26 protein-coding genes and 1 pseudogene are annotated in these 22353 nt (G+C 65.7%); 18 read left to right on the top strand and 9 right to left on the bottom strand.

The features are described from left to right. Window positions 1-24 precede the first annotated feature (24 nt). Window positions 25-2553: an AMP-binding protein gene (locus tag BJG92_RS14450; protein ID WP_232084691.1), complete on the bottom strand. Its 2529-nt coding sequence runs from the start codon at window positions 2551-2553 to the stop codon at window positions 25-27. A gap of 234 nt (window positions 2554-2787) precedes the next feature. Between BJG92_RS14450 and BJG92_RS14455 the strand changes: the two genes are divergently transcribed. The 5 genes from BJG92_RS14455 (at window position 2788) to arfB (ending at window position 6169) form a co-directional block, all read left to right on the top strand. Beyond that, window positions 2788-3462, top strand: coding sequence for a hypothetical protein (locus BJG92_RS14455; protein WP_232084692.1), 675 nt, complete (start codon window positions 2788-2790; stop codon window positions 3460-3462). 137 nt (window positions 3463-3599) lie between these two features. Further along, a complete protein-coding gene (locus BJG92_RS14460; protein WP_232084693.1) occupies window positions 3600-4358 on the top strand; it encodes a hypothetical protein in 759 nt (252 codons plus the stop codon). 28 nt (window positions 4359-4386) lie between these two features. Next, entirely contained in the window at window positions 4387-5094 is a 708-nt protein-coding gene (locus BJG92_RS18430; protein ID WP_269462037.1) for a class F sortase, read from the top strand. Between the two features lie 53 nt (window positions 5095-5147). Then, window positions 5148-5609, top strand: coding sequence for a cupredoxin domain-containing protein (locus BJG92_RS14470; RefSeq protein ID WP_232084695.1), 462 nt, complete (start codon window positions 5148-5150; stop codon window positions 5607-5609). A gap of 137 nt (window positions 5610-5746) precedes the next feature. Beyond that, window positions 5747-6169 (top strand): alternative ribosome rescue aminoacyl-tRNA hydrolase ArfB, encoded by a 423-nt coding sequence (gene arfB, locus BJG92_RS14475; RefSeq protein ID WP_232084696.1) that lies wholly within the window; start codon window positions 5747-5749, stop codon window positions 6167-6169. Window positions 6170-6342: 173 nt separating this feature from the next. Here the strand turns inward: arfB and BJG92_RS14480 are convergent, their stop codons facing one another. After that, a complete protein-coding gene (locus tag BJG92_RS14480) occupies window positions 6343-7191 on the bottom strand; it encodes an SDR family oxidoreductase (protein ID WP_232084697.1) in 849 nt (282 codons plus the stop codon). Between the two features lie 121 nt (window positions 7192-7312). Further along, the gene (locus tag BJG92_RS14485; protein WP_232084698.1) at window positions 7313-8263 is read right to left on the bottom strand and encodes a ferritin-like domain-containing protein; all 951 of its coding nucleotides are present in this window, start codon (window positions 8261-8263) and stop codon (window positions 7313-7315) included. A 353-nt stretch (window positions 8264-8616) separates the two neighbouring features. Here BJG92_RS14485 and BJG92_RS14490 point away from each other — a divergent pair, with 353 nt between their 5' ends. From BJG92_RS14490 to BJG92_RS14505, 5 genes and pseudogenes are all read left to right on the top strand, one after another. After that, window positions 8617-10254 (top strand): MFS transporter, encoded by a 1638-nt coding sequence (locus BJG92_RS14490; protein WP_232084699.1) that lies wholly within the window; start codon window positions 8617-8619, stop codon window positions 10252-10254. Window positions 10255-10318: 64 nt separating this feature from the next. Further along, on the top strand, window positions 10319-11011 hold the full coding sequence (locus tag BJG92_RS14495) for a DedA family protein (RefSeq protein ID WP_232084700.1): 693 nt from the start codon (window positions 10319-10321) through the stop codon (window positions 11009-11011). A 132-nt stretch (window positions 11012-11143) separates the two neighbouring features. Then, window positions 11144-11296: pseudogene (locus BJG92_RS18635) on the top strand (hypothetical protein); the annotation flags it as partial. 186 nt (window positions 11297-11482) lie between these two features. Then, on the top strand, window positions 11483-12025 hold the full coding sequence (locus tag BJG92_RS14500) for a PadR family transcriptional regulator (protein WP_232084744.1): 543 nt from the start codon (window positions 11483-11485) through the stop codon (window positions 12023-12025). Window positions 12026-12030: 5 nt separating this feature from the next. Continuing rightward, window positions 12031-13743 carry an AarF/ABC1/UbiB kinase family protein gene (locus BJG92_RS14505; RefSeq protein ID WP_232084701.1) on the top strand — a complete coding sequence of 571 codons (1713 nt, stop codon included), beginning with the start codon at window positions 12031-12033 and terminating at the stop codon, window positions 13741-13743. A gap of 149 nt (window positions 13744-13892) precedes the next feature. Here BJG92_RS14505 and BJG92_RS14510 read toward each other — a convergent pair whose 3' ends face one another. The 4 genes from BJG92_RS14510 to BJG92_RS14525 all read right to left on the bottom strand — a co-directional run bounded on the left by BJG92_RS14510 (window position 13893) and on the right by BJG92_RS14525 (window position 15886). Continuing rightward, the gene (locus BJG92_RS14510) at window positions 13893-14117 is read right to left on the bottom strand and encodes a three-helix bundle dimerization domain-containing protein (protein ID WP_232084702.1); all 225 of its coding nucleotides are present in this window, start codon (window positions 14115-14117) and stop codon (window positions 13893-13895) included. Window positions 14118-14188: 71 nt separating this feature from the next. Then, the gene (locus tag BJG92_RS14515; RefSeq protein WP_232084703.1) at window positions 14189-14569 is read right to left on the bottom strand and encodes an Asp23/Gls24 family envelope stress response protein; all 381 of its coding nucleotides are present in this window, start codon (window positions 14567-14569) and stop codon (window positions 14189-14191) included. Next, window positions 14562-15212: an Asp23/Gls24 family envelope stress response protein gene (locus BJG92_RS14520; RefSeq protein WP_232084704.1), complete on the bottom strand. Its 651-nt coding sequence runs from the start codon at window positions 15210-15212 to the stop codon at window positions 14562-14564. Before BJG92_RS14520 ends, BJG92_RS14515 begins: the two co-directional genes overlap by 8 nt. Then, a complete protein-coding gene (locus BJG92_RS14525) occupies window positions 15203-15886 on the bottom strand; it encodes an RNA polymerase sigma factor (RefSeq protein ID WP_232084705.1) in 684 nt (227 codons plus the stop codon). Before BJG92_RS14525 ends, BJG92_RS14520 begins: the two co-directional genes overlap by 10 nt. A gap of 101 nt (window positions 15887-15987) precedes the next feature. On the opposite strand from BJG92_RS14525, the gene BJG92_RS14530 reads away from it, so the two are divergent. The 5 genes from BJG92_RS14530 to BJG92_RS14550 all read left to right on the top strand — a co-directional run bounded on the left by BJG92_RS14530 (window position 15988) and on the right by BJG92_RS14550 (window position 18405). Further along, complete coding sequence (locus BJG92_RS14530; protein WP_232084706.1) at window positions 15988-16491, top strand: Asp23/Gls24 family envelope stress response protein; 504 nt, start codon at window positions 15988-15990, stop codon at window positions 16489-16491. 66 nt (window positions 16492-16557) lie between these two features. After that, entirely contained in the window at window positions 16558-16737 is a 180-nt protein-coding gene (locus BJG92_RS14535; protein ID WP_232084707.1) for a hypothetical protein, read from the top strand. Beyond that, entirely contained in the window at window positions 16734-17159 is a 426-nt protein-coding gene (locus tag BJG92_RS14540) for an Asp23/Gls24 family envelope stress response protein (protein WP_232084708.1), read from the top strand. Before BJG92_RS14535 ends, BJG92_RS14540 begins: the two co-directional genes overlap by 4 nt. After that, entirely contained in the window at window positions 17156-17737 is a 582-nt protein-coding gene (locus BJG92_RS14545; RefSeq protein WP_232084709.1) for a DUF6286 domain-containing protein, read from the top strand. The genes BJG92_RS14540 and BJG92_RS14545 overlap by 4 nt, the downstream gene beginning before the upstream one ends. A 50-nt stretch (window positions 17738-17787) precedes the next feature. Next, window positions 17788-18405, top strand: coding sequence for a hypothetical protein (locus BJG92_RS14550; RefSeq protein WP_232084710.1), 618 nt, complete (start codon window positions 17788-17790; stop codon window positions 18403-18405). Window positions 18406-18460: 55 nt separating this feature from the next. Here BJG92_RS14550 and BJG92_RS14555 read toward each other — a convergent pair whose 3' ends face one another. Both BJG92_RS14555 and BJG92_RS14560 read right to left on the bottom strand, forming a co-directional pair. Continuing rightward, complete coding sequence (locus BJG92_RS14555) at window positions 18461-18874, bottom strand: MarR family transcriptional regulator (protein WP_232084711.1); 414 nt, start codon at window positions 18872-18874, stop codon at window positions 18461-18463. Further along, the gene (locus BJG92_RS14560; protein ID WP_232084712.1) at window positions 18874-19047 is read right to left on the bottom strand and encodes a hypothetical protein; all 174 of its coding nucleotides are present in this window, start codon (window positions 19045-19047) and stop codon (window positions 18874-18876) included. Before BJG92_RS14560 ends, BJG92_RS14555 begins: the two co-directional genes overlap by 1 nt. A gap of 170 nt (window positions 19048-19217) precedes the next feature. Between BJG92_RS14560 and BJG92_RS14565 the strand changes: the two genes are divergently transcribed. The 3 genes from BJG92_RS14565 to BJG92_RS14575 all read left to right on the top strand — a co-directional run. Next, window positions 19218-20066: a class I SAM-dependent methyltransferase gene (locus tag BJG92_RS14565; RefSeq protein ID WP_232084713.1), complete on the top strand. Its 849-nt coding sequence runs from the start codon at window positions 19218-19220 to the stop codon at window positions 20064-20066. 151 nt (window positions 20067-20217) lie between these two features. Beyond that, entirely contained in the window at window positions 20218-21759 is a 1542-nt protein-coding gene (locus BJG92_RS14570) for an arylsulfatase (protein ID WP_232084714.1), read from the top strand. Continuing rightward, the coding region (locus tag BJG92_RS14575) for an SUMF1/EgtB/PvdO family nonheme iron enzyme (RefSeq protein ID WP_374199807.1) at window positions 21756-22353 on the top strand (598 nt) is incomplete at its 3' end. The genes BJG92_RS14570 and BJG92_RS14575, both read left to right, overlap by 4 nt.

The following is a 22353-nucleotide window of genomic DNA, read 5'->3' on the forward strand; positions in this document are numbered from 1 at the left end:
CAGCCAGCAGTGCGGGACATAGCGTCAGGTCGTCGGAACGGGTTTGGCCGGGTTCTTCGGGCGGGTCCGCCGGCGGGTGACCGCGTTGACCACACGCATGCACAGCGCCCAATAGGCTATCCCCGCGGCGAGAGAGGCCGCGACGGCCAGAACTGGACTGATCCCGGCCAAGAGCGGGAAGACCAGCCAGTGGACCAGGTACGCGTAGAGGGAGGCGCTCGCCAGGACCACCGTGAGGCGTCGTAGGCCCTTCGGCACCGGGATGCCGGGCAGCCAGATAAGCAGCAGTATCCCAGCGAGCAAGGTGTATTCCCGGTTCGCGTTGTCGAAGAACCCCGGAACGGTGAGGACCGCAATCGCTGAGACAACGCAGCGCTGGGCTACCGTCCGGGACCGCGCAATGGCCCAGCCGAGAGTGAACAGCCAGAGGGCCGGCGCCGTGTGCGGCACCCCGGGGTTCACCAGCTCGTAGCGGGTCAGCAGCCCGACGCCGGTCAGCGCCAGGGGAAAGAGCAGCGGGAAGCGCCGCTCCGTGCGGTCGGCCCAGGGAAAGGCCAGCAGCGCTGTCATTCCCAGGAGCAGGTAGACGAGTATCTCGATGAACCAGAAATGCCACTGCGTGGTGACCGCTGCCGGCCCAAGGACAGCGTTCAGGAGCAGGATATTGGCAGGTAAGTAGTTGTCGGTGATCAGATAGGCGACCCCAATGAACGCCATGCTGGGTACGACGATTCTGGCCAGGCTGGCCAGCTGCCGCCGCAGCCGCGGCAGCCGCTCTCCGGCGAGCTGGAAGCGCGCGAAGTTGAAGCCGGCCACGGCCATGAGCACGTGGGCCGTTCCCTGCCAGCTGAACAGGCCGACGTGGGTGCTGACGATCAGGACGATAGCCACAGCCCTCAGCACAATGCTGGTTTCGAGCCGGGCAAAGTACCGCCGCCGCTTCCGGACCGGTTCCGTGTGGGGCCGCGGTTCCAGGTCCCGGACCGGCGTCACATGCCAGTCCGGCGGGAGATGGCCCAGGGCTTGTTCCAGCCGGACCGACGCGGCCACGTAGGACAGCGAGTCCCCGCCCAGCGAGACAAACGTGTCGCCGTCGGCGATGTCGGCGCATTCCAGGGCGTCCTGGAAAATCTTCCGGACGCTGTCTGTTCCGCCGGCTTCCGTCACGGGTGCAGGCTGTGGCCGGGACAGGGCCAGCACAGCCTGGTAGTCCAGTTTTCCTGTCGCCAGGCGCGGGAGACGCTCGACGGCGTGTACCTCAAGGGCTGCCCGCGGCAGCCCCACGCCCTGGGCGAGCACCTTGCCCAGCAGCTGTGCGTCGTGGTCGCCTTCAATGGCGACGACGACGCCGTCGTCCGTTCCCGCGCTGGCGGCCCGCACTCCGAGGTCGGCCAGAAGCCGCTCCACCTGCCCAAGGTCAACACGAAGTCCGACGATCTTGACGAACCGGCCGCGCCTCCCCACTACTTCGTAGACTCCCGCAGGATGTTTCCTGGCGAGGTCGCCGGTGCGGAGCTCGGTGACGGTGCGGCCAGCGGCGAGGTCCGCCGGGCTGCGGGCATAGCCGAGCATGACGTTGGGGCCGGTGTAGACAAGTTCGCCGTGCTCAAGTCCCGGCACGGGGTCGATCCGGAACGATCCGCCGGGTACGGGGATGCCGACGGCACCCGGGAGCTCGGCCGCCAGCCCAGGAGGAAGGTAGGCCATCCTGGCAGTTGCTTCTGTCTGGCCGTACATGACGAAAAATTCCCAGCCGTTGCGGCGGCCCAGCTCGGCGTAGTGCCGCACCGATTCCGGCGCCATGCGGCCGCCTGCCTGGGTGACGTAGCGCAGGTCGGGCAGCTCCATGCCGGCGAACCCCACCCTTTCCAGCAGCTCGAAGGTGTACGGCACGGCCGCAAAGGCCGTAGCCCCCTGCTGCCGAAAGAGGTCCCAGAAGCACGGATCAACGACAGAAAGGCCGGTGAGGACCAGCCCGGCGCCGCGGAGCAGGTGGCTGTTGATCACCGACAATCCGTAGCAGTAGGACATGGGGAGCGTGGTGGCGGCACGGTCATCCGGGCCGATGTTCAGGTACTCGGCAATCGATTCGGCATTGGCTTGCAGGTTCGCGTGGGAGAGGCGGACGAGCTTCGGCGAGCCCGTGGATCCGGATGTGCTGAGCAGAAGCGCCAGGTCCGGATGCAGCTCGTGCCGTGTACCGGGCCGACGTTCCTCCAGCACGGTCCCGCCGTTCCCGGACCGCATGACGACGTCGGGGTCGTAGGCCGCGAGGAGGGATTCCAGAGCGGCCGGTTTGTCCTCGGGCAAGAGGATCAGGGGGTGCCCGCCCGCCAGCGCTGCCAGATAGGCGACCAAGGAGTCGGGATCGTTGCCTGCGGTCAGCGCGACGAGGCGCCGCTCCGTGCCCAGCCGGACGGCCAGGTCATCGACGCGTTCCGCCAGTTCCCGGTAGGTCAGGACCAGGGTGTCGGTGAGGATGGCGGGTCTGTCCCCGTAGCTCGCCAGATCGGCGGCAAAGGGCACCCGCATGAAGTCAATCTGCGTGGTCACCCGGACGATATTATTAGATAAGGCTTACCTAAAACAAATTAGGGTACAAAAGGTTTTCGTAATCACCCCGTGCCGTGGCCCTAGGCGCCGTGACTGCATGGTGGAAGATGGGGTGTAATAGCGACGACGGGCTTACTCGGACCATCTCGACTTCACCGGTCCGTGGAGTGCCCGGCAACGAATGGCTGGGGAAGGCTGATGTTCGTCAGTCCCGGAATCTCTGGAAGGCGCCTTATGAGAAGTAGGATCTGCACCGGCCGGCGCGCCCGACGCCTGAGGACGGCCCTGGCAGCTGCGGCGGTATCGACGCTGGTGCTGACCGGATGCTCCGCCGCAACCGGTGCGGGCGGTGTCAGCCCCACTAGCTCCGGACCGCAGGACACGCCGGCCCAGGTGGCCGCGCCTGGAACCGTTCCCTCGTCCACGGGTCCGTCCGCACCGGTGCCAGGCGCCGCCGGGGACTCCCCCTCGACGGCCGCACGGATGGCGTGCTCGGACGAAACGCGGGAAAACATCGCCAAGGTCCTCTCCCTGGCCGAGCCCCCCAAGCCGACCGATACGTGGGCGAACCGGCTCTACACGTGCACCTACACGTTGCCGGCGGGGTCCCTGGTGTTGGCGGTGCAGGAGTCCACGGACGCGCCCTCGGCGCGCGCTCAGTTTGACGCCCTCCAGCACAACACACCGTCGGCCGTGCCGATTCAAGGCTTGACCAACCTCGGGCTGCCGGCCTTCGAAACGGGAGATGGCCTCGTGGTGTTCGCCAAGGACAACATGACCCTCACCGTCGAAGCAACGAAGCTGACGGCGACCGTCGGCCCGCACGGTGTGACCCGGGGCGCCTTCGCCTACCAGGTAGCGACCGCCGTCCTGGCCTGCTGGGCCGAACATCCGCCGGCCGGGTCCTGATCTCCGATTCTGGAGCGAAGTCTCAAATAAAGAAATTGGAAATGTCCAATCCGTGACATGGATCACTACGAAGCATTAGTGTCACAACCATGGCGTGCCCACCAGGGGAACGGCCATTGTCATCGGAGGAACCCATCATGAAGAAGTCCGCATTCCTGATCGCCCCCGCCCTAGCCCTGGGCGTGCTCGCCCTCTCCACCAGCCCGGCCCTCGCGGCCGACGACAATACTTTCCAGGCAAACCTTGCCGCGATCAACGGCAGCAACGCCACGGGCACGGTGATGATCACCGTCAGCGGTGACCAAGCCACCGTCACCGAAAAAGTCTCAGGACTCGCCGCCACGTTCGACGGCAAGCCTTACCCGCACGTCCAGCACATCCACATCGGCGCCAAAGGCACCTGCCCCGACATGTCCGCCGACACCAACAAGGACGGCGTCATCAGCACCACCGAAGGCGCCCCGAACTACGGCGGCATCGGAGCGACCCTGTCCACCAGCGGCGACACGAGCCCGGCCGCCGGCACCAACCTGGCCGTGGCCGGCATGGGCGCCGCCTACACCTACCAGCGGACCTTCACCCTGGACGCAAAGACCTCCGCCGCGCTCAAGGGGGGCACCGCCGTCGTCGTCGTCCACGGCCTGGACCCCGCCACCCTGTCCCCCGAGGCCCAAAAGGCACCCAGCGACCTCGTCCCGTCCCTGCCGCTGGCCGCTACGTCACCGGCACTGTGCGGGACGCTCACCGCGATGCCTGCCGGGGCCCCCGGCACGGGAATCAAGGCTCCGGCTACCCCCGCCGGCCCTGACATGGGACTGCTGGCTGCCGGCGGCGGTCTGCTCCTGGCAGCGGGCGGAGCCTACACAGTCCGCCGCCGGATGAGCGCCAAGGCCTGAAATAGGGCAGGGCCTGATGGCATCTGAAATGAAAGGCCGCCGCGGACGTACGATTGCGTCCGCGGCGGCCGCCCTGATTCTGGCCGGCGGAATCACCGCGTGCGGATCCGGGCTCCAGGCCGGGGGCGGGAATCCTGCCGGCGCACCTGCCGCTACCGCTTCCGCCGGAAACTCCACACAGTCCACGCCGACAGCACAGGCGGGATCCGCAGCGCCGACTGCAGCTCCGGACGGCCCGCCGGCTCCAGCCCCCGCAAATCCCTCCGTTTTGCCCGTCAGCGTGCCCGTCAGTGTGGACGTCCCCGCCATTGGGGTCACGTCCCCGCTGATGCAACTCGGCAAACAGGACAACGGCGAAGTCGGTATCCCGCCAGGGGAACCCGGCTCCCCCGCCGGCTGGTACAACAACTCCCCGGTTCCCGGACAGGCGGGCTCGGCGATCATCCTCGGCCATGTGAACTCCACAAAGGGCCCCGTCGGGGTGTTCTACCGCCTCCACGAGTTGGCCGCCGGCGAGGAATTCACCGTCACCCTCGCGGACCGCACGGCGTCCGTGTTCACCGTGGACAGAGTCGAGACCTACCGCAAGGCCAGCTTCCCGACCGTGGAGGTCTACCGAAATGCAGACAGGCCCGAGGTCCGGCTGATCACCTGTGGCGGATATGATCCTGCCACCGGGGACTACCTGGACAACACGGTCGTCTACGCCCACCTCACCGCCAGCCGCCCCGCCTGACACCGGGCATGCTCACACCTGAGCGGCCGATGCAGTTTCCCGGAGGGAACACCATGAACCTGACCAGCACCAAATCCTGCCGCCTCGCTGCTGCATTCCTCGCCGGAGCCGTGGCGCTGGGCGTCACTGGCTGCGGAAGCGGCGCCGGGAGCAGCAGCACCGGGCCAGCAACGTCGCCGCCGTCGTCCGCCTCTGCGTCCGTGAGCCCGGCCACCTCGACCCCGCCGGCCTCCCCCTCGGTGACCACTTCGGCTCCTGCGGGCACCCCGGCCGCTACAACCATCCACATCCAGTCCTTCGCCTACTCAGCGGTGGACAGCGTCCCCGCCGGGGCCACGCTGACTGTGATGAACATGGACACCGAGGCCCACACCGTGACCGCGGACGACGGTTCCTTCGACGTCATCGTGAAAGGCGGAGAGTCCGTCACCTTCACCGCCCCCGCCAAGCCAGGCACCTACACCTTCCACTGCACCTACCACTCCAATATGCAAGGAACGCTCACGGTCACATGACAGCGGCCGGACCGCCTTCCTGACGATGCCGGGCTGGACCAACGCCCGAAAGTATCTCCCCCGCCGTAGGACGATTATCTTTGAGCCTGCAGGGGATGGGGTCTTCGATTACGCCTATATTGTGCGACGCTGATGTCATGGATCTGGAGGTGTTGCCCGCGCTCACGATTCCCGCCTCGGAACTTGGCTGGCGGTTCTCGCGATCGTCCGGGCCAGGCGGTCAACACGTCAACACCTCGGACAGCCGCGTCGAGCTCTCATGGAACGTCGGCGCCTCGGCGGCGCTTTCAGACAGTCAGCGGCTGATGCTCCTGACCCGTCTTGGACAACGTCTGATCGCCGGGGTGATCACCGTGACCGCCTCCGAGCGGCGCTCCCAGCTGCGCAATCGCGAGATCGCCCTGGCCAAACTCGCCGACGTCGTGGCAGCGGGTCTCGCTCCCGAAGCTGCCCACCGCCGGGCGACCAAACCCAGCCGTGGCTCGAACCACCGGCGCCTCGCCGCCAAGGAACAGCGGGCAGCGACCAAACGGCAACGACGGCGGCCATCCGCCGAGTAGCCCGAACCAGTCCGCGCCGCCAACTGCCGGGATCCGGGTCCGCGTGGAAAACATGCGTTCGACGGACGCCCGAGCACATGTTCAGCAACACCCCACCGAATCAAACAGACCCAGTGATGGACTACTACCGACAGCTGTGAGCCACACTCCTCATCCGGACGAACCCGTGGCAGTCAGTCCCATGCGGTGCGGTGATCCTCCACGAACTGGGTGAACGTGGTGGCGGGTGCTCCGGTGAGGCGGCGGACGGTCTTGCTCGGGAAGGCGGAGAGGTTCAGTCGGACGATCCGGTAGATCATTCGCTGCACGTCGATGTAGTCCTGCGGTGCACCCTGCGCGGCGAGGTGGGCCAGGTAATCCGTCTCGTCGGGGTCCGCGTAGTCGATGGGCCGCCCGAGTGTTTTTGTCATGATGCGGGCGACCCCGCGGTAGGTCAGGGACTGCTCTCCGGAGAGGGTGTACGCCTTTCGCTCGTGGCCGGGTTCGGTGAACACGGCAGCGGCGACGCGCCCGATGTCCCGGGCGTCGATGAACGCGGTGAACGATCGGCCCGCGGGCACGTAGATCCTCCCCTCCTCGCGGATCTCGCGCGCGTACGTGGTGGACAGGTTCTGCATGAAGAAGTTCGGCCGTAGCGACGTGTACGGAGCATCGACGTGCCTCAGGTAATGCTCGACGGCGTGGTGCGGGGTTTTGCGGTTGGCTTGCACCCCCTGAAGCGACAGGAAGACGATCTGACGAATGCCGCGTCGCTGCGCGGCGTCGATCACCGGAAACAACTGCCCCTGCACGTCGGCGATCGCGGGCGGGCGCATCAGGAACAGCCGATCGGCGCCCTCCAACGCCGCATCGAGCACTGCGGCGGACGCACCAAACTCGAACGGGCGGTGCACCGCTTCTTCCGGTAAGCCATCACCGCCGCCGCGGACTGCGGCGATGACCTCCTGGCCGCGGGCGAGCAGCTGTTCCACGACGGCTGATCCGACGGTGCCAGTAGCGCCGGTCACAAAGACCGCACCCATCGATTCCTCCTCAGAGGCTCGGGCCGGCTTTCACGCGGCGCCGACTGCCGCAGCAGGGAAAGGCTGAGACCTCGGGCCTCTGCCTTCCCCTGCCCCCGGTATGTTTTTGCCGGTGTCGGTGTTAGGAGCTTGCGGCGCTGGTGTTGATCTCGCCGTTCACGCCCTTGGGGAAGAACCCGCCTTCGCGTGCTGCCTTGGGGGTCAGGTAGGCGATATTCAGGACCTGTCCGGCACTGCGGCTGAAGGCAAGGCCGTTGCCGTCCGTGGGAACGAGGTTGGCGGTGTCTTTGGTGCCGATTCCCTGGTCGAGGTCGGTGGAACCGTCGAGGCTGTCCCGGGCATCGGAGATGGCTTTAGCGGGCATCTGCAGATCGCGCGCATACAGGGTGGTTCTGATGATGCCGGCGTGGTAGGCCTCGACAGCGAGGATACCGGCGGCGGCTTCGAGGTAAGTCTTGTTGTCGATCAGCGGAGCTGCACCCTTGTAGGCGGTGACGCCGACGTCCTCGAAAATGAAGGCGCCCAGAAGAAAGCTGGTTTCATCCGCGAAGGGGTTGAACGTCTGTCCGGACTTGATCAGGCCCGCTGCCCGTGCGGCGGCAGTGAAGCTGGCCTCCAGGTCAATCTGGGGCCGGGAGACAGCGGCGCTGCCCAGCGCGGCACGGAGGAACCTGACGTGGGATTCTTCGTCGGCGGCTATTTCTTTGGCATATTTTTCAATCAGGCCGCCGGACTTGAACGGTACCTTCGCGCCGCCGGTGACCCCGCCCTTGCGTCCCTTGCCGTCCGTGAGCCCGTCGCTCAGGCCGCGGCCTGTGACAGCACGCAGATAGAATTCCGCTTCGAGGTACTCCAGGTTGAGGGCGAAGTTCAGGATCGCCCCGTCGCTGGGTGCGCCGGCCGGTTTCTCTGCGTCTCTGGAGTCTCTGGACGCCTGGGCGGGTGAGCTCGTCAGCAGTGCCGCAGCGCCGCCGATTCCTGCGATCCCGGCGGCCCGGAACAGGATGCGCCGGTCCACCGGATTTTCGGCGCTGCGGCTCAGTGCGTCGGTAATGAATTTCTGCTCGAACATTGGTGTGCTCCTGTCATGAGTGATTTTTGAGACCATGACATTCCGGACGGTAGTCCCGCCCGGTCCCCAACCGGCAGATTAAGCCCAAACAGCGAAGTACAGGGCTGCCCACGATGGTGACACTGTTACTTCGCTGTGATGCGGGTCACGGATGGGTCGCAGGAGAAAACGTTGCCGGCAGCGTTACGCCGCGAGGTGCCGCCCTACCCTTACCGCGCCTCTTCTCTTGACGCGACCCACTTGCAGGGGTAGAGATAGGCCATGTTCGCGGGGACAGAATTGGCCCTCGAGGACTCCCAGTGACGCTGCGGCAGCAGCAAACGTTACCGAATACGGACAGCACAGGGGTGGTCATGGCGAACGACGGTGCACCCACGAAAGCGGCGGCAACTGGCGGATTCGTGCTCTTGACCCTGGCGACGGGCCAGTTCGTCATGACACTCGACAGCTCGGTGATGAACGTTTCGATCGCGACGGTAGCCAGCGACATCGGCACAACCGTCACCGGCATCCAGACCGCCATTACCCTGTACACGCTGGTGATGGCCTGCCTCATGATCGTCGGCGGCAAGATCGGAAGCATCATCGGCCGCCGCCGTGCCTTCTCGATCGGCTGTGTTATCTACGGCGCAGGTTCCCTCACGACGGCACTCGCCCCGAACCTCTTCGTCCTGATCCTCGGGTGGTCCTTCCTCGAGGGCATTGGCGCCGCATTGATCATGCCGGCCATCGTGGGGCTTGTCGCCAGCAACTTTGCGCGCACGGAACGTCCGAGGGCCTACGGCCTCGTCGCCGCGGCGGGCGCCATGGCCGTTGCCGTCGGTCCGCTCATCGGTGGTTTGGTGACCACCTACTTCTCCTGGCGGTACGTTTTTGTCGGCGAGGTTGTCATTATCATCGGCATCCTGTTCATGGCCCGGCGAGTCCAGGACGAGCAGGCGGCGCAGCAGCCGCGCCTGGATTTCATCGGGGCCTTCCTTTCGGCCACCGGACTTGCTCTCGGCATTTACGGGGTGCTGCGCTCGTCCGAGTGGGGATGGGTGGCACCCAAGGCGGGCGGCCCGTCGTGGCTTGGACTCTCTCCGACCATCTGGCTCATCCTCGCGGGCAGCTTCATCCTGTGGATCTTCTTCCGCTGGCAGACACGCCTTGAGCGCGAGGGCAAAGCGCCACTGGTCGAGACGGCGCTGTTCGGCAATCACCAACTGACCGGCGGGCTCACGACCTTCTTCTTCCAGTACCTCCTGCAGTCGGGCATCTTTTTCATTATCCCGCTGTTCCTGTCCATCGTGCTCGGCCTCTCCGCCCTGGAAACGGGCGTGCGGATCCTGCCGCTCTCGGTTGGCCTGCTCCTCACCGCGGCGGGTGTCCCGAAGGTGCTGCCCAACGCCTCACCGCGCCGCGTTGCCCGGGCAGGGCTGCTCCTCATCCTTGCCGGCATCCTCGGGCTGCTGGCCGGGATTGACCTTGACGCCAACGCCGCCGTCGTCTCCGTCCCGCTCATGCTGATTGGCCTGGGCATTGGGTCCCTCGCCTCCCAACTCGGCGCCGTGACCGTATCCGCCGTGCCCGATGAGAAGAGTCCCGAGGTGGGCGGCCTGCAGAACACAGCCACCAATCTTGGCGCCTCACTCGGCACAGCACTCGCAGGCTCAGTCCTAATCGCCGTGCTGAGTGCGTCCTTCATCTCCGGCATCCAGCAGAACCCCACGGTGCCGGAGTCGGTGAAGACGCAGGCGAGCGTCGAGCTGGCCGGGGGCGCCCCCTTCCTCTCAGACGCCGATCTCCAGCAAGCGATGGAGGCCGCCGGCGCATCAGAGCAGGTGACCCAGGCGGCCCTTGACGAGAACGAGAAGGCCCGGATTGACGGCCTGCACGCTGCCCTGGCGATACTCGCGCTGATTGCCTGCGCGGCGCTCTTCTTCACGCAGCGGATCCCGGGACTGCCGGTAGCGGCAGCCGTATCGACAGCACCGGCCGATGCGCCATGACGCGGCCTAAGATTGCCGCCCCGCTGCCGACCGGAATCGTTCACCGAAACCGTTTGCGGTAGCCATGGCCGGATCAGGTCTGCTCCGGACCCTGGCGCTCGGCTCGGCCGGCATCCTCGCCGCGGAAGCGGGGATCGCGGACCAATGGGGGTATTACTTCATTGTGTTTGTGATCGTGCTGGCCCAGTGCGCCGGTGTTCCGCTTCCCGCCGTCGCCGTATTGCTCGGAGCATATGCCTCGGCGCGCAACGGAAGCCTCAGTCTCCCTGCCGTGATCGCCTTCGGCAGCCTGGGCGCCATCCTCGGCAGCACCATTGGCTTCATTCTCGGCCGGGTAGGAGGGCGTCCCCTGATGGTCAGGCTTGCAACGCGCTTCCATGCCGACGAACGCCGCATCGACCAGCTGGAATCGTTTTTCGCCCGGCACGGCGGGAGTGCGCTGTTCTTCGGCCGCTGGGTAATTGTCGTCCGGCTCTGGGGGGCCATCGCCGCGGGGGTTGCCCGCATGCCCTGGCCAATGTTCATGCTGTGGAACGTGACCGGGTCCATCGCCTGGGTTGCGAGTCTCAGCGTTCTCGCCTTCGTGGCCGGGAGTGTGGCGCTCGCCATCGGGGACGCTCTCGATATCGGCGGCTGGGTGCTGCTCCCCATCGCCGTTCTTGGCTTCGTGATCGTCTGGCGGCGCCGGCGCAAACGGAGAGAGCCCGATGTGGGAGAAGTCCGGTCCGACCCGGATGAAGCCGGAGGCCATCCGTAGAAAGCGAACCGGGCGGGACTCACACGTCATGCATCATCTGTCCGGCCCGGATCTGGAGGTGCCATCCGCGCGCCGACGATCGGACGACGTCAGCGCAGCGTTCTTCCACTGCCTGCCAGGGGGGCAGCGGTGATGCCGGACCCCTCCCACCGCGCAGACCGGCGGGGAAGAATCCTGGCTGGCACGATCGTCGGACTGCGGTCCGGTGCATCCCTGGCCGAACTGACCCTGGCAGTCCAGATGGGGATGACAATGTCCGTCATTGCCGGAACGACCCACCCGTACCCCAACCTTTTCGGACGGTGTGTGGAGTGCTGCGGTCGCCGACGTCCGGGAGCGCCTGCCCTCTCCGGGTACCAGCCGGGCCATGGCTGCGCTGGTCTGGTTCCGGCGACGCTGGCTGGACGGAGCAGCCGGGATGTATCGTTGACTATCGTTGTACATCGTTCGCGATTCACAAAGGAGAGCATGATGCGTAATTCATACCCGGCGGGCGGATTTGGTGGCAACAACATCGACGGCATGTGGCAGGCCGTTGAGGAGTTGCGTTCAAGGTTTGAGAAGCGCTCGGGCACGCGCGCGGGTCGAGGCGAGGTGCGGTCGGCGGTGTTGGCCCTGCTTGCGGAGCGTCCGATGCACGGGTACCAGATCATCCGTGAAATAGAGGAGCGCAGCGGTGGCAGCTGGAAGCCGAGTGCCGGCTCCGTCTACCCAACGCTGCAGCTGCTGGCCGATGAGGGGCTCATCAGGGCCGAGGAATCCAACGGCCGCAAGATCTATTCGTTGACCGAAGCCGGCCGGGAGGATGTGGCGGGTGCCGAACCGTCAGCGCCATGGGAATCAACGGGTACGGCATCAGGCGCCGGGTTCGCGGCGCTGCCCAAGGCTGGCGTCGAGCTCGCGCAGGCCGCGGCCCAAGTGGGTCGCACAGGCTCGCCGGCGCAGGTGCAGGAGGCCGTGAAGGTGCTCGACGAGGCACGCCGTCGGCTGTACTCGATCCTCGCCCAGGACTGACGGGGGTGAGGTCGGTGCGTCGGGACCGAGCAGATCCGGTATCCGGCGCCGGGAACACCCGTGCCCGCTACCGTCGCATCCTGCGCTTCGCCGCGTGGCACCTCGCGGTGACCTGGTGGTTTGAGCTGGCCCTCCCGCGCATCGGGCTAGGCAGGGTTACCGAACGCAACCGGACAAAGAGGATGCTGCGCTTCGCCCAGCGCTTCCGTGTGCTCGCGGTGGACCTTGGCGGGCTGATGATCAAGGTTGGTCAGTTCCTGTCGTCCAGGTTGGATGTGCTCCCGCCGGAGATCACCGCCGAACTGGAAGGGCTGCAGGACGAGGTGCCCGCCGTCCCGTTCCCAGCAATCCGTGCACTGGCCGAGGCTGAGCTGGGTGCGCCTCTGGACCGGGTGTTCGCCTCCGTCGAAGAGACGCCAATCGCCGCCGCATCTCTCGGGCAGGCGCACCGGGCACAACTTCGTCACACCGATGCCACTGACACCGGGCTCGATAACGTGGTGTTGAAGGTGCAGCGGCCGGGCATCGACGCGATTGTCGACGTCGATCTGGCCGCGCTGCGCAAGGTAGGCGGCTGGCTCAGCCACGTGCGCCTCGTATCCGATCGCGCCGACATGCCCGCACTGGTCGAGGAGTTTGCACAGATCAGTCTTGAGGAGATCGACTACCTGCAGGAGGCGGCGAATTCGGAGCGCTTTGCCGCTGATTTCGCCGACGACCACAGGGTGACTGTGCCCGACGTCGTCTGGGAGCGGAGCACCCGCCGCGTGCTCACCCTCGAAGATGTCACGGCGATCAAGATCACGGACTCGGAGGCACTCCGTGCCGCGGGCATCGATCCTGCGCAGGTCGCCCCGGTTTTCGCGTCGGTCATGTTCGACCAGATGTTCACGAACGGCTTTTTCCACGCCGATCCGCACCCCGGCAACATCTTTGTCACCCCGGTCACCGATTCGTCCGACGGGCGCCCATGGAAGCTGACATTCATCGACTTCGGCATGATGGGAGAGGTGACGCCCAGCACTCGCAGCGGCCTGCGGAAGCTGCTGATCGCGGCCGCCTCGCGTGACGGCAGGGGCTTGGTGACCGCGATCAGCGACGTCGGTGTGCTGGTGCCCTCGGCCGACACGGCCGAGCTTGAAAGGGCGATGACGCACCTCTTCGCCCGGTTTGGCGGGATGGGCTTCGCCGAGCTTCGCGAGGTGGACCCGCGGGAGTTCCTCGATTTTGCGGTGGAGTTCGGCGACCTGGTTCGCTCGCTGCCGTTCCAGGTGCCCGAGAACTTCCTCCTCATCATCCGCGCGATGTCACTGACGTCGGGTGTATGCAGCTCGCTGGACGCCCGGTTCAATCTGTGGGACTCGGTCGAACCCTATGCAGCGCAGCTGCTGCGCGACGAGCGCGGCAACATTGTGCAGGACGTGGCTCAGCAGGCGCTCGACGCAGCCGGGGTGGCCCTTCGTCTGCCGAAACGCCTGGACGGGCTTGTCACCCGAGTCGAGGACGGTTCACTGTCCGTGGCCAACCCGCGCCTCGAACGGCAGGTGGCACGGCTTGACCGGACGGCGCAGAGATCGGCGTCGGCACTGATATTCGGCGCCCTGCTCATCGCCGGTTCCGTGGTCCGGGCGGACGACGCGGTGCTCGGCAGCGTGCTGATGATCGCGTCGGTGGTTCCGCTGCTGCATGGGCTGTGGGTGGGACGCCGAGGCCTCTGAGTGAGCTAGCGAGCCGAGACCCGGCTGCGGGCGGGCCGGAGCTACCCGGCTGCTTTGCGGCTCCTGAATTCACAGATACCGCCCTGCCGAACCATCCTCGGCCGGATGCAGGACCACACGCAAAAGAAACGCAGTGATGCGGCGTTGGCCTAAGAATGCCCGTCGGGAGATTCGAATGAATATTCGCGATGGAGCCGGTTCCTGGCTCCATGCTCAATCAGGGTGGGGATGAAACTCCTGATGCGTCCGCCGGCCAAAGACTCGTACTCTTCCCCCACGACGCCGGCGATATGCGGCCGGGGCGCCTCCGGAAAACGGGCCGACAGCCGGTCGACAACCGCACTGACAATGGTTTCCTTATCCGCTTCGCTCACCCTGCCAGTGTCACCCGGGGCTAGTCCGGCGTCAACCAATGCCGCGGACCCGCTGGCTGCATGGATCATTTTCACGATCGGGGTTCTATTGCGAGAATGCAGATATCGACGGGGCCCGGGGTGAGGCCGGTGTGGCTGATGCTCTCGCGCACGCGTTGTTGAACCGCTTCGGCAACGTTGAGGGCAACATAGGCGATGTCGGTAGCGATGTCGAGGCGGACGTGTGCCGTGCCGTCGCTGATGGTGGCGGCGACGCCGTCGTGTCGGTACGTGCCGTTCTGGCTTCCGGCGTTGCGCAGGTTTTGCAGTGCCGCGGGACCGAGCCGGGCCACGAAACCTGTGATGGTGGGTTCGAGTCTGAGGACTCCGGGCGTTTCCAGGGCGGTGCGGGCGGCGAGGGAGGCGATCAGCTGGCTGGTGACTACTTTGCCGTTGAGGGGTTGGTCAGACATCGTAAAGGTCCTCGACTGTGATGTTGATGGTTCCGGCAGTGATACCGACACCTGCCGGAATGGCGTTGCGGATCTGGTGCCGCAGCGCATCAACGGTGCGGGGGATGTCGATGCCCGTGGCGGCGGCAACCCGAAGATTCACTATGAGGTGCGGGCCGGTACTGGCAGTGGTACCCGTGTTTTCGGAGGGGTTGTCGGTAGCGGACAGGTTGTCGGTAGCGGACAGGTTGTCGGTAGCGGACAGGTTGTCGGCGGTGGAGCGTACTTCGATGCGGCAGCGCCGTGAGTGAATGCCGGGGACAGCTGTTGCCGCGAACCGGATGATCGAGCTCAAGGCCTGCTCGCTGATCTCGGTTGTGCCGTTGACTGTGCTGTGAAGGCGGATTCTTTTGCTGCGGCGGATCTCTGCGCGGGCGATGTCCATGATGGCGTTCGTGACTCCCGGGTGGGCTTTGAGAGAGGGGTTGCGAAGGTCGCTTTCGCGCAGTGATCGGGTTGCTTCGTTGAGTCCGCTGAGCCGGGCCCGGGCGGTTTGGCATTGTTCACACTGTTGTTCGTGCGCGGTGGGGGGCTGGTCGATGGTGGCCCAGATCCGGTCGATGCTGCGCCCGCAGCCCAAACGGGGGATGTCTCCTAGCGCCATTGGCTCATCCCTTCTGTTATCTGATGCCGTGCCCGGGCGAGCATGCCGCGCACCCCTGCGGGGCTGATCTTCAGTGTGGCACCAATGTCGGCATACGTGAGCCCGTGCATTTCCCGTAGCAGCCAGCAGGCGCGCTGTACGGGTGGGAGCGTGTTCAGCACGAGGATCAGGCCGGCTTGCTGGGCGGACCATTCGGCCTCGTGGGCCGGGTCAGATCCGGCGGGTGCACGGATGGCGCCGGCTTCGGTGAGGGAGCAGACGTTGTCCGGGTCAGTGATGTTCTCCGCGTGGCTGGATCGCTTGCGCAGCACGTCCAGGCATTTGTTGGTCGCCAGCCGGTAAAGCCAGCCGTCGAAGGCATTCACGTCAGCGAGCATGGGAAGACCCCGCCAGCTGGCTATGAGCGACTCCTGCACGGTGTCTTCGGCTTCTCCGCGGTCGTTGAGCATCCGGTACGCCAGCCGGAAGAGCCTGTCTTGATAAGTAACCACCAGGTGTTCGAACGCTGCCAGGTCGCCGTCTTGAGCGCGGGCGACGATGCTTCCCTCGTCCAGGTCCGGGTCGAAGCCGCGCCCGTGATCATCCATGCGCTGTCCGTCCCGTCCGGTGGTGTGGCGGCGCTTGGCCCCAATATGCCACAACCGGGCATCGGCCGGAACCGGTTGTGTCGACATCCTGGGAAGAATTTCTTTGCACCCTCGCGTGACGATTCCAGCTCGATTTCGTCTTAATCGGTGTCTGCACAGTCCCGCTCTTCGAGAAGGAGTTGTTTTCCATGACAGAGTCACCAAGAACCCCCGGAACTGCCACCGGCGTTGTGGCCACCCCCGAGGAACAGAAGCGCACTGCCCCGGCCGAGCAGCCGAAAAGGCACGATGCCCTGCACACCGAGCGGGGAAACACCACGATTGAGGAAACCGTGGTGCAGAAGCTGGCCGGTATAGCGACCCGCGAAGTGCCGGGCGTGTACGCCATGGGCAGTGCAGGGCGGCGGGCCTTCAGCGCCATGACCGAACGCATCCCGGGGTCGCAGACCAATGTCAGCGGCGGCGTCAGTGTCGAAAAGGGTGAACGCCAGACGGCCATTGACGTCTCGATCGTTGTGGAGTACGGGGTCTCGATCGTGGACGTCAGTCAGGGCATCCGCCGCAATGTCATCCAGGCGGTCGAGCACGCAACCGGGCTGGAGGTGCTGGAAGTGAACGTCAACGTCACCGATGTGCACCTGCCCGACGACGACCAGCATGGACAGCAGGATCAGAAGACCGAACTTCAGTAAGTTCACAGCACCGGACTGCAACCCTCGCCCGGTGCCCGGGTGAGGCCGAGAAGGAAAAGGATGGCTATGTCTACTACACGGTGGTGCCTGGCGATAGGCCTGGTACTCGGAATTGTCTTGGGTTTCGGCGGCTGGTGGGCCCTGGTGTCCGCGATCGTCCTGGGCTTCATCGGTTTGGTGGTCGGCCGCGTAGCGGAGGGGAAACTGGACATGGCGGCGCTGTTCGGTAGAGCATCAAGCCGATGAACCCGCAAGGCGCGCACGCGCTGCCGTTCACCGTGGGCGATGACACCGGCAGCGGTGACATCGATTCCCGCGGGCAAACTGTGCTGGCCCATAAGGTGATCGAGAAAATCGCCAGTCAGGTCGCCAGTGATGAATCGTTAGCCGGTGGTTCCTCCGGCGGTTTCCTGGGCATCGGAACCCATGCGGACCTCTCCGCCCGCCCCAAGGCATCCGTGGAACTGAGCGGAAACATCGCCACCCTCAGCGTTGAAGTCGGCATGCTCTACCCCGTCCCGTTACGGCAGGCAACCGAGGCATTGCGGCAGCGGATAGGCGCCAGGGTGACGGAACTGACCGGTTTGGAAGTCCGACAGGTCGATATCAAGGTTTCCTGGCTGACGAGCGACCGTGGTGACGGCCGCGGACGAAGGAGACTGCTATGAGTCGCAATGACGGCCAATCCACCCCGTTGCGACGCCGGCCCAGCCGGACCGTTCCAGCGTCAATCGTCGGGATCCTGCTGCTGGCCGCCGGCGTCGCCCTGGTGTGGTTGACCGTTGCACGGTTGATGGACGGGACCTGGTCCACGCTTCTGCAGGGGCCACGTGACTGGCTCGCCGTGCTGGCATGGAACGGTCCGGACGTGTGGGGTGTCGGGATAGCCGCCGTCGTGGTGGGTTTGATCCTCCTGTTGTGCGCCCTCATCCCAGGCAGGTTCAACGCACTGACGGTCCGGGATGCCGATGACGCCGGCGTTGGGGTCCGGGCGAACGAACGTGAGACCGTGATGACAAGCCGTGCCGTGGCCCAAGTGGCGAAGGCACAGTGTGCGCGGATCGACGGTGTCAGATCGGCTTCAGCAACCGCAACGGACAAGCGCGTGCACCTGAGCGTGAAGACGTCCCTGCGGAACACAGGAGATCTGAGTACCCGCGTCACCGATGGGGTCCGGGAGCGCTTGAACGCGATCGGACTGGACCCGGTCCCCCACGTCACCGCCACCGTCGAATCCAAGCGCTGAATCCCACCCCCCCCCGTGGTAGCGCTCAATGTACCCAAGGAAGGATTCCGATGCGACAGACAGCCGGAACCTTGAACCGCACGTTGCTGGCGATCCTGGGCATCCTTGTCCTGGCCGCCGGCCTCGCGTTGCTCCTGCAGGCCTCGGGAATACTGCCCACCCTCGCCAACACCCCACCGGCCGGGCGGAAGGTCGTTTCCGGTGACCTGCATCCGTTCTTCAGCCAGCCCTCGGCGGTGTCGGTCCTGTTGGTCATCGGTGTTCTTACCGCTGTGCTGGCACTGGTGTGGATCATCGCGCAGATCCCCCGGAAGAACCCGGCAGACGCCTACCGTCTGGACGACGACGGCGCCCAAGGCCGCACGATCTGCGACCCGTCCGTGCTGGCCACTGCCGTCGAGAACCAGGTCAACACCCTGCCCGGTGTGGTTGGTTCCTCGGCCATGTTACGAGGAACCGCCGAAGAGCCGGACTTGACCCTGAAAGTCACCGTCAACGACAGGGCCGACGTCCGGGAGTTGCTGCGGCATCTCGAATCGTCCACCCTGCCGGACCTGTCCGCCGCCCTGGAAGCACCCCTGCAGCGGCGCCGGTTACAAATCGACGTCAGTGGACGCACCCAGAGCACCGGAATCGTAGCGCACTCCACCGGCGTCGTCCTGAAATAGGAATGCCGCCCCTCGTATGGAGGACATCAGTGATCACCACTGACGACAGAGCTCCCTACGGCGGCCCAAGCCGGTCGGCATTGTTGCTCATGCGTTCCAGGACGCTGACGGCCGTGGCATACTCATCCGTTCCGATGCCCGCGGTCAACTCACGAGCTGTGTCTTCAAAAAGCCCGGACACCTCAGCATGCAGTGCCAAACCGGCATCGGTCAGGGCCAAGCGGCCGTCCAGCAGGAACACGAGGTTGTTTCGCACCAGCCCGGCCATGTCGTGCTGCTGCGCGGCACCGCCAGTGGCTGAGGGACGCAGGGTGTCCTCGATTTCCGCCGGCGAGGCGGGACCTGAGCGCAGCACGTTGAGGACCCGCCACTGCCGTATGCTCAGCCCGAGCCGGGAAAGTGAGGAATCGAGGAGGCTCTCCAGTGCCGCATCCAGGCGTTTGACCCAGTATCCGATAGGCCTGTTCACTACGCCATGGTCGCAGGAGCCTTCCACCCGGACAAGTCCTGCGGCTCGGGCCAGGCTCTGGTGTGCCGGCCCCGGGGGCCGTCGACCGAAATCAGGCCCTCATCGCCCTGCCGACGCCCCGCGGCGTCGAAAAGGACGGGCAGGGTGAGGACCGCGTACCAGGGAAGTGCCACGGCGGCGGCTCCCCCGGGTCGCCCTGAATGCCCTGGCCAAGACACTGCCCGCCTATTCGGGAGCAGTGCAGCGTAATTCCGGTGAACTCCCCGCCGGGCTGAGCCTGCACTCTTTCGTCTCCGTATCAGGCTGGCAAGGTGAACCGACACGGAAATGCAAGGATTGATTAATGACTCTTAGTTCGGATGTACGGGGCACGAGCAACTGGGCGGGCAAGGGCCCACCGTACTCGAGGAGCTTCGCGCACTTGTGCGCTGGAGCGATCGTGCCCTTGCTGGACGCCATCGAGGACGTCATCGGCGAGATTGCAGGGAAACGTCTGGCGGACGTGGGGTGTGGCACCGGAACCCTCTCCGCCCGTGCGGCCGGCCGTGGCGCAAGCGTGACCGGCGTTGACCCGGACGCTGAGATGCTTTCCCTAGCCCGCGCAACAGCACCTGAAGCGGCCCTCTGCGTGGGTGCCGTCCCCGATCTTCCGTTCGAGCCGGGTACCTTCGACGCCGTCGTGGCTAATTTCGTCGTCAACCATGTTGGCGATCCCCGCGCCGCAGTCGCTGATCTCATGCGCGTCTGTGTGCCGTACGGGGTCGTTGGCGTGACGGTCTGGCCGTCGAAACCTTCGGCCATAAACGCCCTGTGGGCCGACGTCATCAAAGCAAGCGGTGCAGATACGCCACCCCCGCAGCATTTGCCGCCCACCAAGGATTTCGAACGCACGGAACATGGACTCGCGGAGCTGCTGACCGGCGCTGGCTTCGGCCGCGTCGAAGCAACAACCCTCACGTGGGAGTTCCGCATCGATGCCGAGGACCTTTGGGCCGGCCCGGCAGGTGGGGTCGGAGGGATTGGCAAAGTTGTTACGAGCCAGACGCCAGCGATGCAGTCCGTCATGCGCCGGGAGTATGAACGACTTGTCTCCCCAATGGTCCGCAGCGGACAGGTTGTCTTGCCCGCCGTCGCTCTCCTGGCTACCGGCCAGGCATCCGCGTCAGATCGATCCCACCCTGTTCCGCTTTAGCCCCGCCCAAAACGCAATAGGACTCAGGTCCGTCGCGCCGTAGGATCGTCGCACTCGGAACTTGTACGCGTCCCTAGATTGTCGGGCACAAGGGGCATGGCTTTGCGATGGGGCCATCCGGGCAGTGCAGCCGGCCTCGGGGAGGAATGTCATGCCGAACGGGAAGCCGAACATTCTAGTCATTTGGGGAGATGACATTGGCATCACCAATCTGAGCTGCTACAGCGACGGATTGATGGGGTACCGGACGCCGAACATCGACCGGATCGCCGAGGACGGCATGCGGTTCACCGACTCCTACGGGGAACAAAGCTGCACCGCGGGACGGGCGTCCTTCATCACCGGGCAGAGCGTATTCCGCACCGGACTCAGTAAGGTCGGCATGCCCGGCGCTGACCTCGGGTTGCGCGCCGAGGATCCCACCATCGCCGAGGTCCTCAAGCCCCACGGCTACGTGACCGGCAAGTTCGGCAAGAACCACCTGGGCGACAAGAACGAATTCCTGCCGACCGCGCATGGTTTCGACGAGTTCTACGGCAACCTGTACCACCTGAACGCCGAGGAGGAGCCCGAGTCGCCCAACTGGCCAAGTGTCGAGGATTTCCCCGGATTCAACGAACGGGCCAGGCCCCGCGGGATCATCCGCTCCTGGGCGGCCGACGAGGACGACGACACGGCGGACGGACGGTTCGGCCGGCGCGGCAGGCAGCGGATCGAGGACACCGGTCCGCTTACCAGGAAGCGCATGGAAACCGTCGACGAGGAGTTCAGCGACGCCGCGAAGGACTTCATGGGGCGCGCGCACGAAGCCGGCGAGCCGTTCTTCGTGTGGATGAACACCACTCACATGCACGTCCGCACGCACCCAAAGCCTGAGAGCGTCGGGCAGGCCGGCCGCTGGCAATCGGAATACCACGACACGATGATCGACCACGACAGGCTCGTGGGCGGCCTCCTCGACCACCTGGACGAACTGGGCATGGCCGATGACACGATAGTCGTTTACTCCACCGACAACGGCCCGCATATGAACACCTGGCCCGACGGCGGCATGACCCCGTTCCGCAGCGAGAAGAACACCAACTGGGAGGGCGCGTTCCGCGTCCCCGAGATGATCCGCTGGCCCGGACACATCCCGGCAGGCGTGGTGTCGAACGAGATCATCCAGCACCATGACTGGCTGCCGACGTTCCTTGCCGCCGCAGGCGACACCAGCACGGTCGAGGAGCTCAAGAAGGGCAAGTCCATCGGTGACCGCACCTACAAGGTGCACATCGACGGCTACGACCTTTTGCCGTACCTCACGGGCGAGGTCACCGAGAGCCCACGCAAAGGGCTCGTGTACTTCTCCGATGACGGCGACGTGCTCGCAATGAGGTATGACCACTGGAAGGTCGTCTTCATGGAGCAACGGGTGCAGGGCACCCTCCAGGTGTGGTTCGAACCCTTTGTGCAGCTGCGGATTCCTAAGGTGTTCAACCTGCGCACGGACCCCTTTGAGCGTGCTGACATCACCTCAAACACATACTTCGACTGGCTTTTCACCAACGCCTACCTCGTCTTCGCCGCGCAGGCGCTAATGTCGCAGTTCCTGGCCACGTTCGAGGAGTTCCCGCCGCGCCAGCGTGCCGCGAGCTTCAGCATCGACCAGGCCGTGGAGAAGCTGCAGGCGTTTTTGGCGGGCGGCGATTGAACCAGAACCCGGCCACGCCAACCGCCGGCCCCGACGGGTTTGTGCGCATCGACAGCGGCGAGTTCACGATGGGCTCGGATCGGCACTACCCGGAAGAGGCCCCGGCGCACCGGGTGCGCGTCGGTGGCTTCTGGATCAGCCCGACAGCGGTCACCAACCGTGAGTACGCACGCTTCGTGCGGGAGACCGGATACCGCACGGTCGCGGAGCGGCCGCTGGACCCGGCCATGTTCCCGGGCGCTCCGCCGGAGAACCTCGTCCCGGGCTCGATGGTTTTCACCGGAACGCCCGGTCCCGTCGATCTGACGCACCTGAGCCAGTGGTGGGCGTGGACGCCGGGTGCGAACTGGAGGCGGCCGTTCGGGCCCGGCACGTCAGTCGCCGAGCGCGCCGACCATCCGGTGGTCCATGTCGCATACGAGGATGCGCAGGCCTATGCCGGGTGGGCCGGATCCCGGCTGCCGACGGAGGCGGAATGGGAATTCGCCGCGCGGGGCGGCCTCGACGGCGCGCGGTTCACCTGGGGAGATGACCCCGAGACCGCCGGCACGCCCCGCGCGAACTACTGGCATGGGGATTTCCCGTGGCGGGCCC

Origin of the sequence: Arthrobacter sp. SO5 (assembly GCF_020532805.1) — a bacterium.
In the GTDB taxonomy this organism is placed as follows: domain Bacteria; phylum Actinomycetota; class Actinomycetes; order Actinomycetales; family Micrococcaceae; genus Arthrobacter.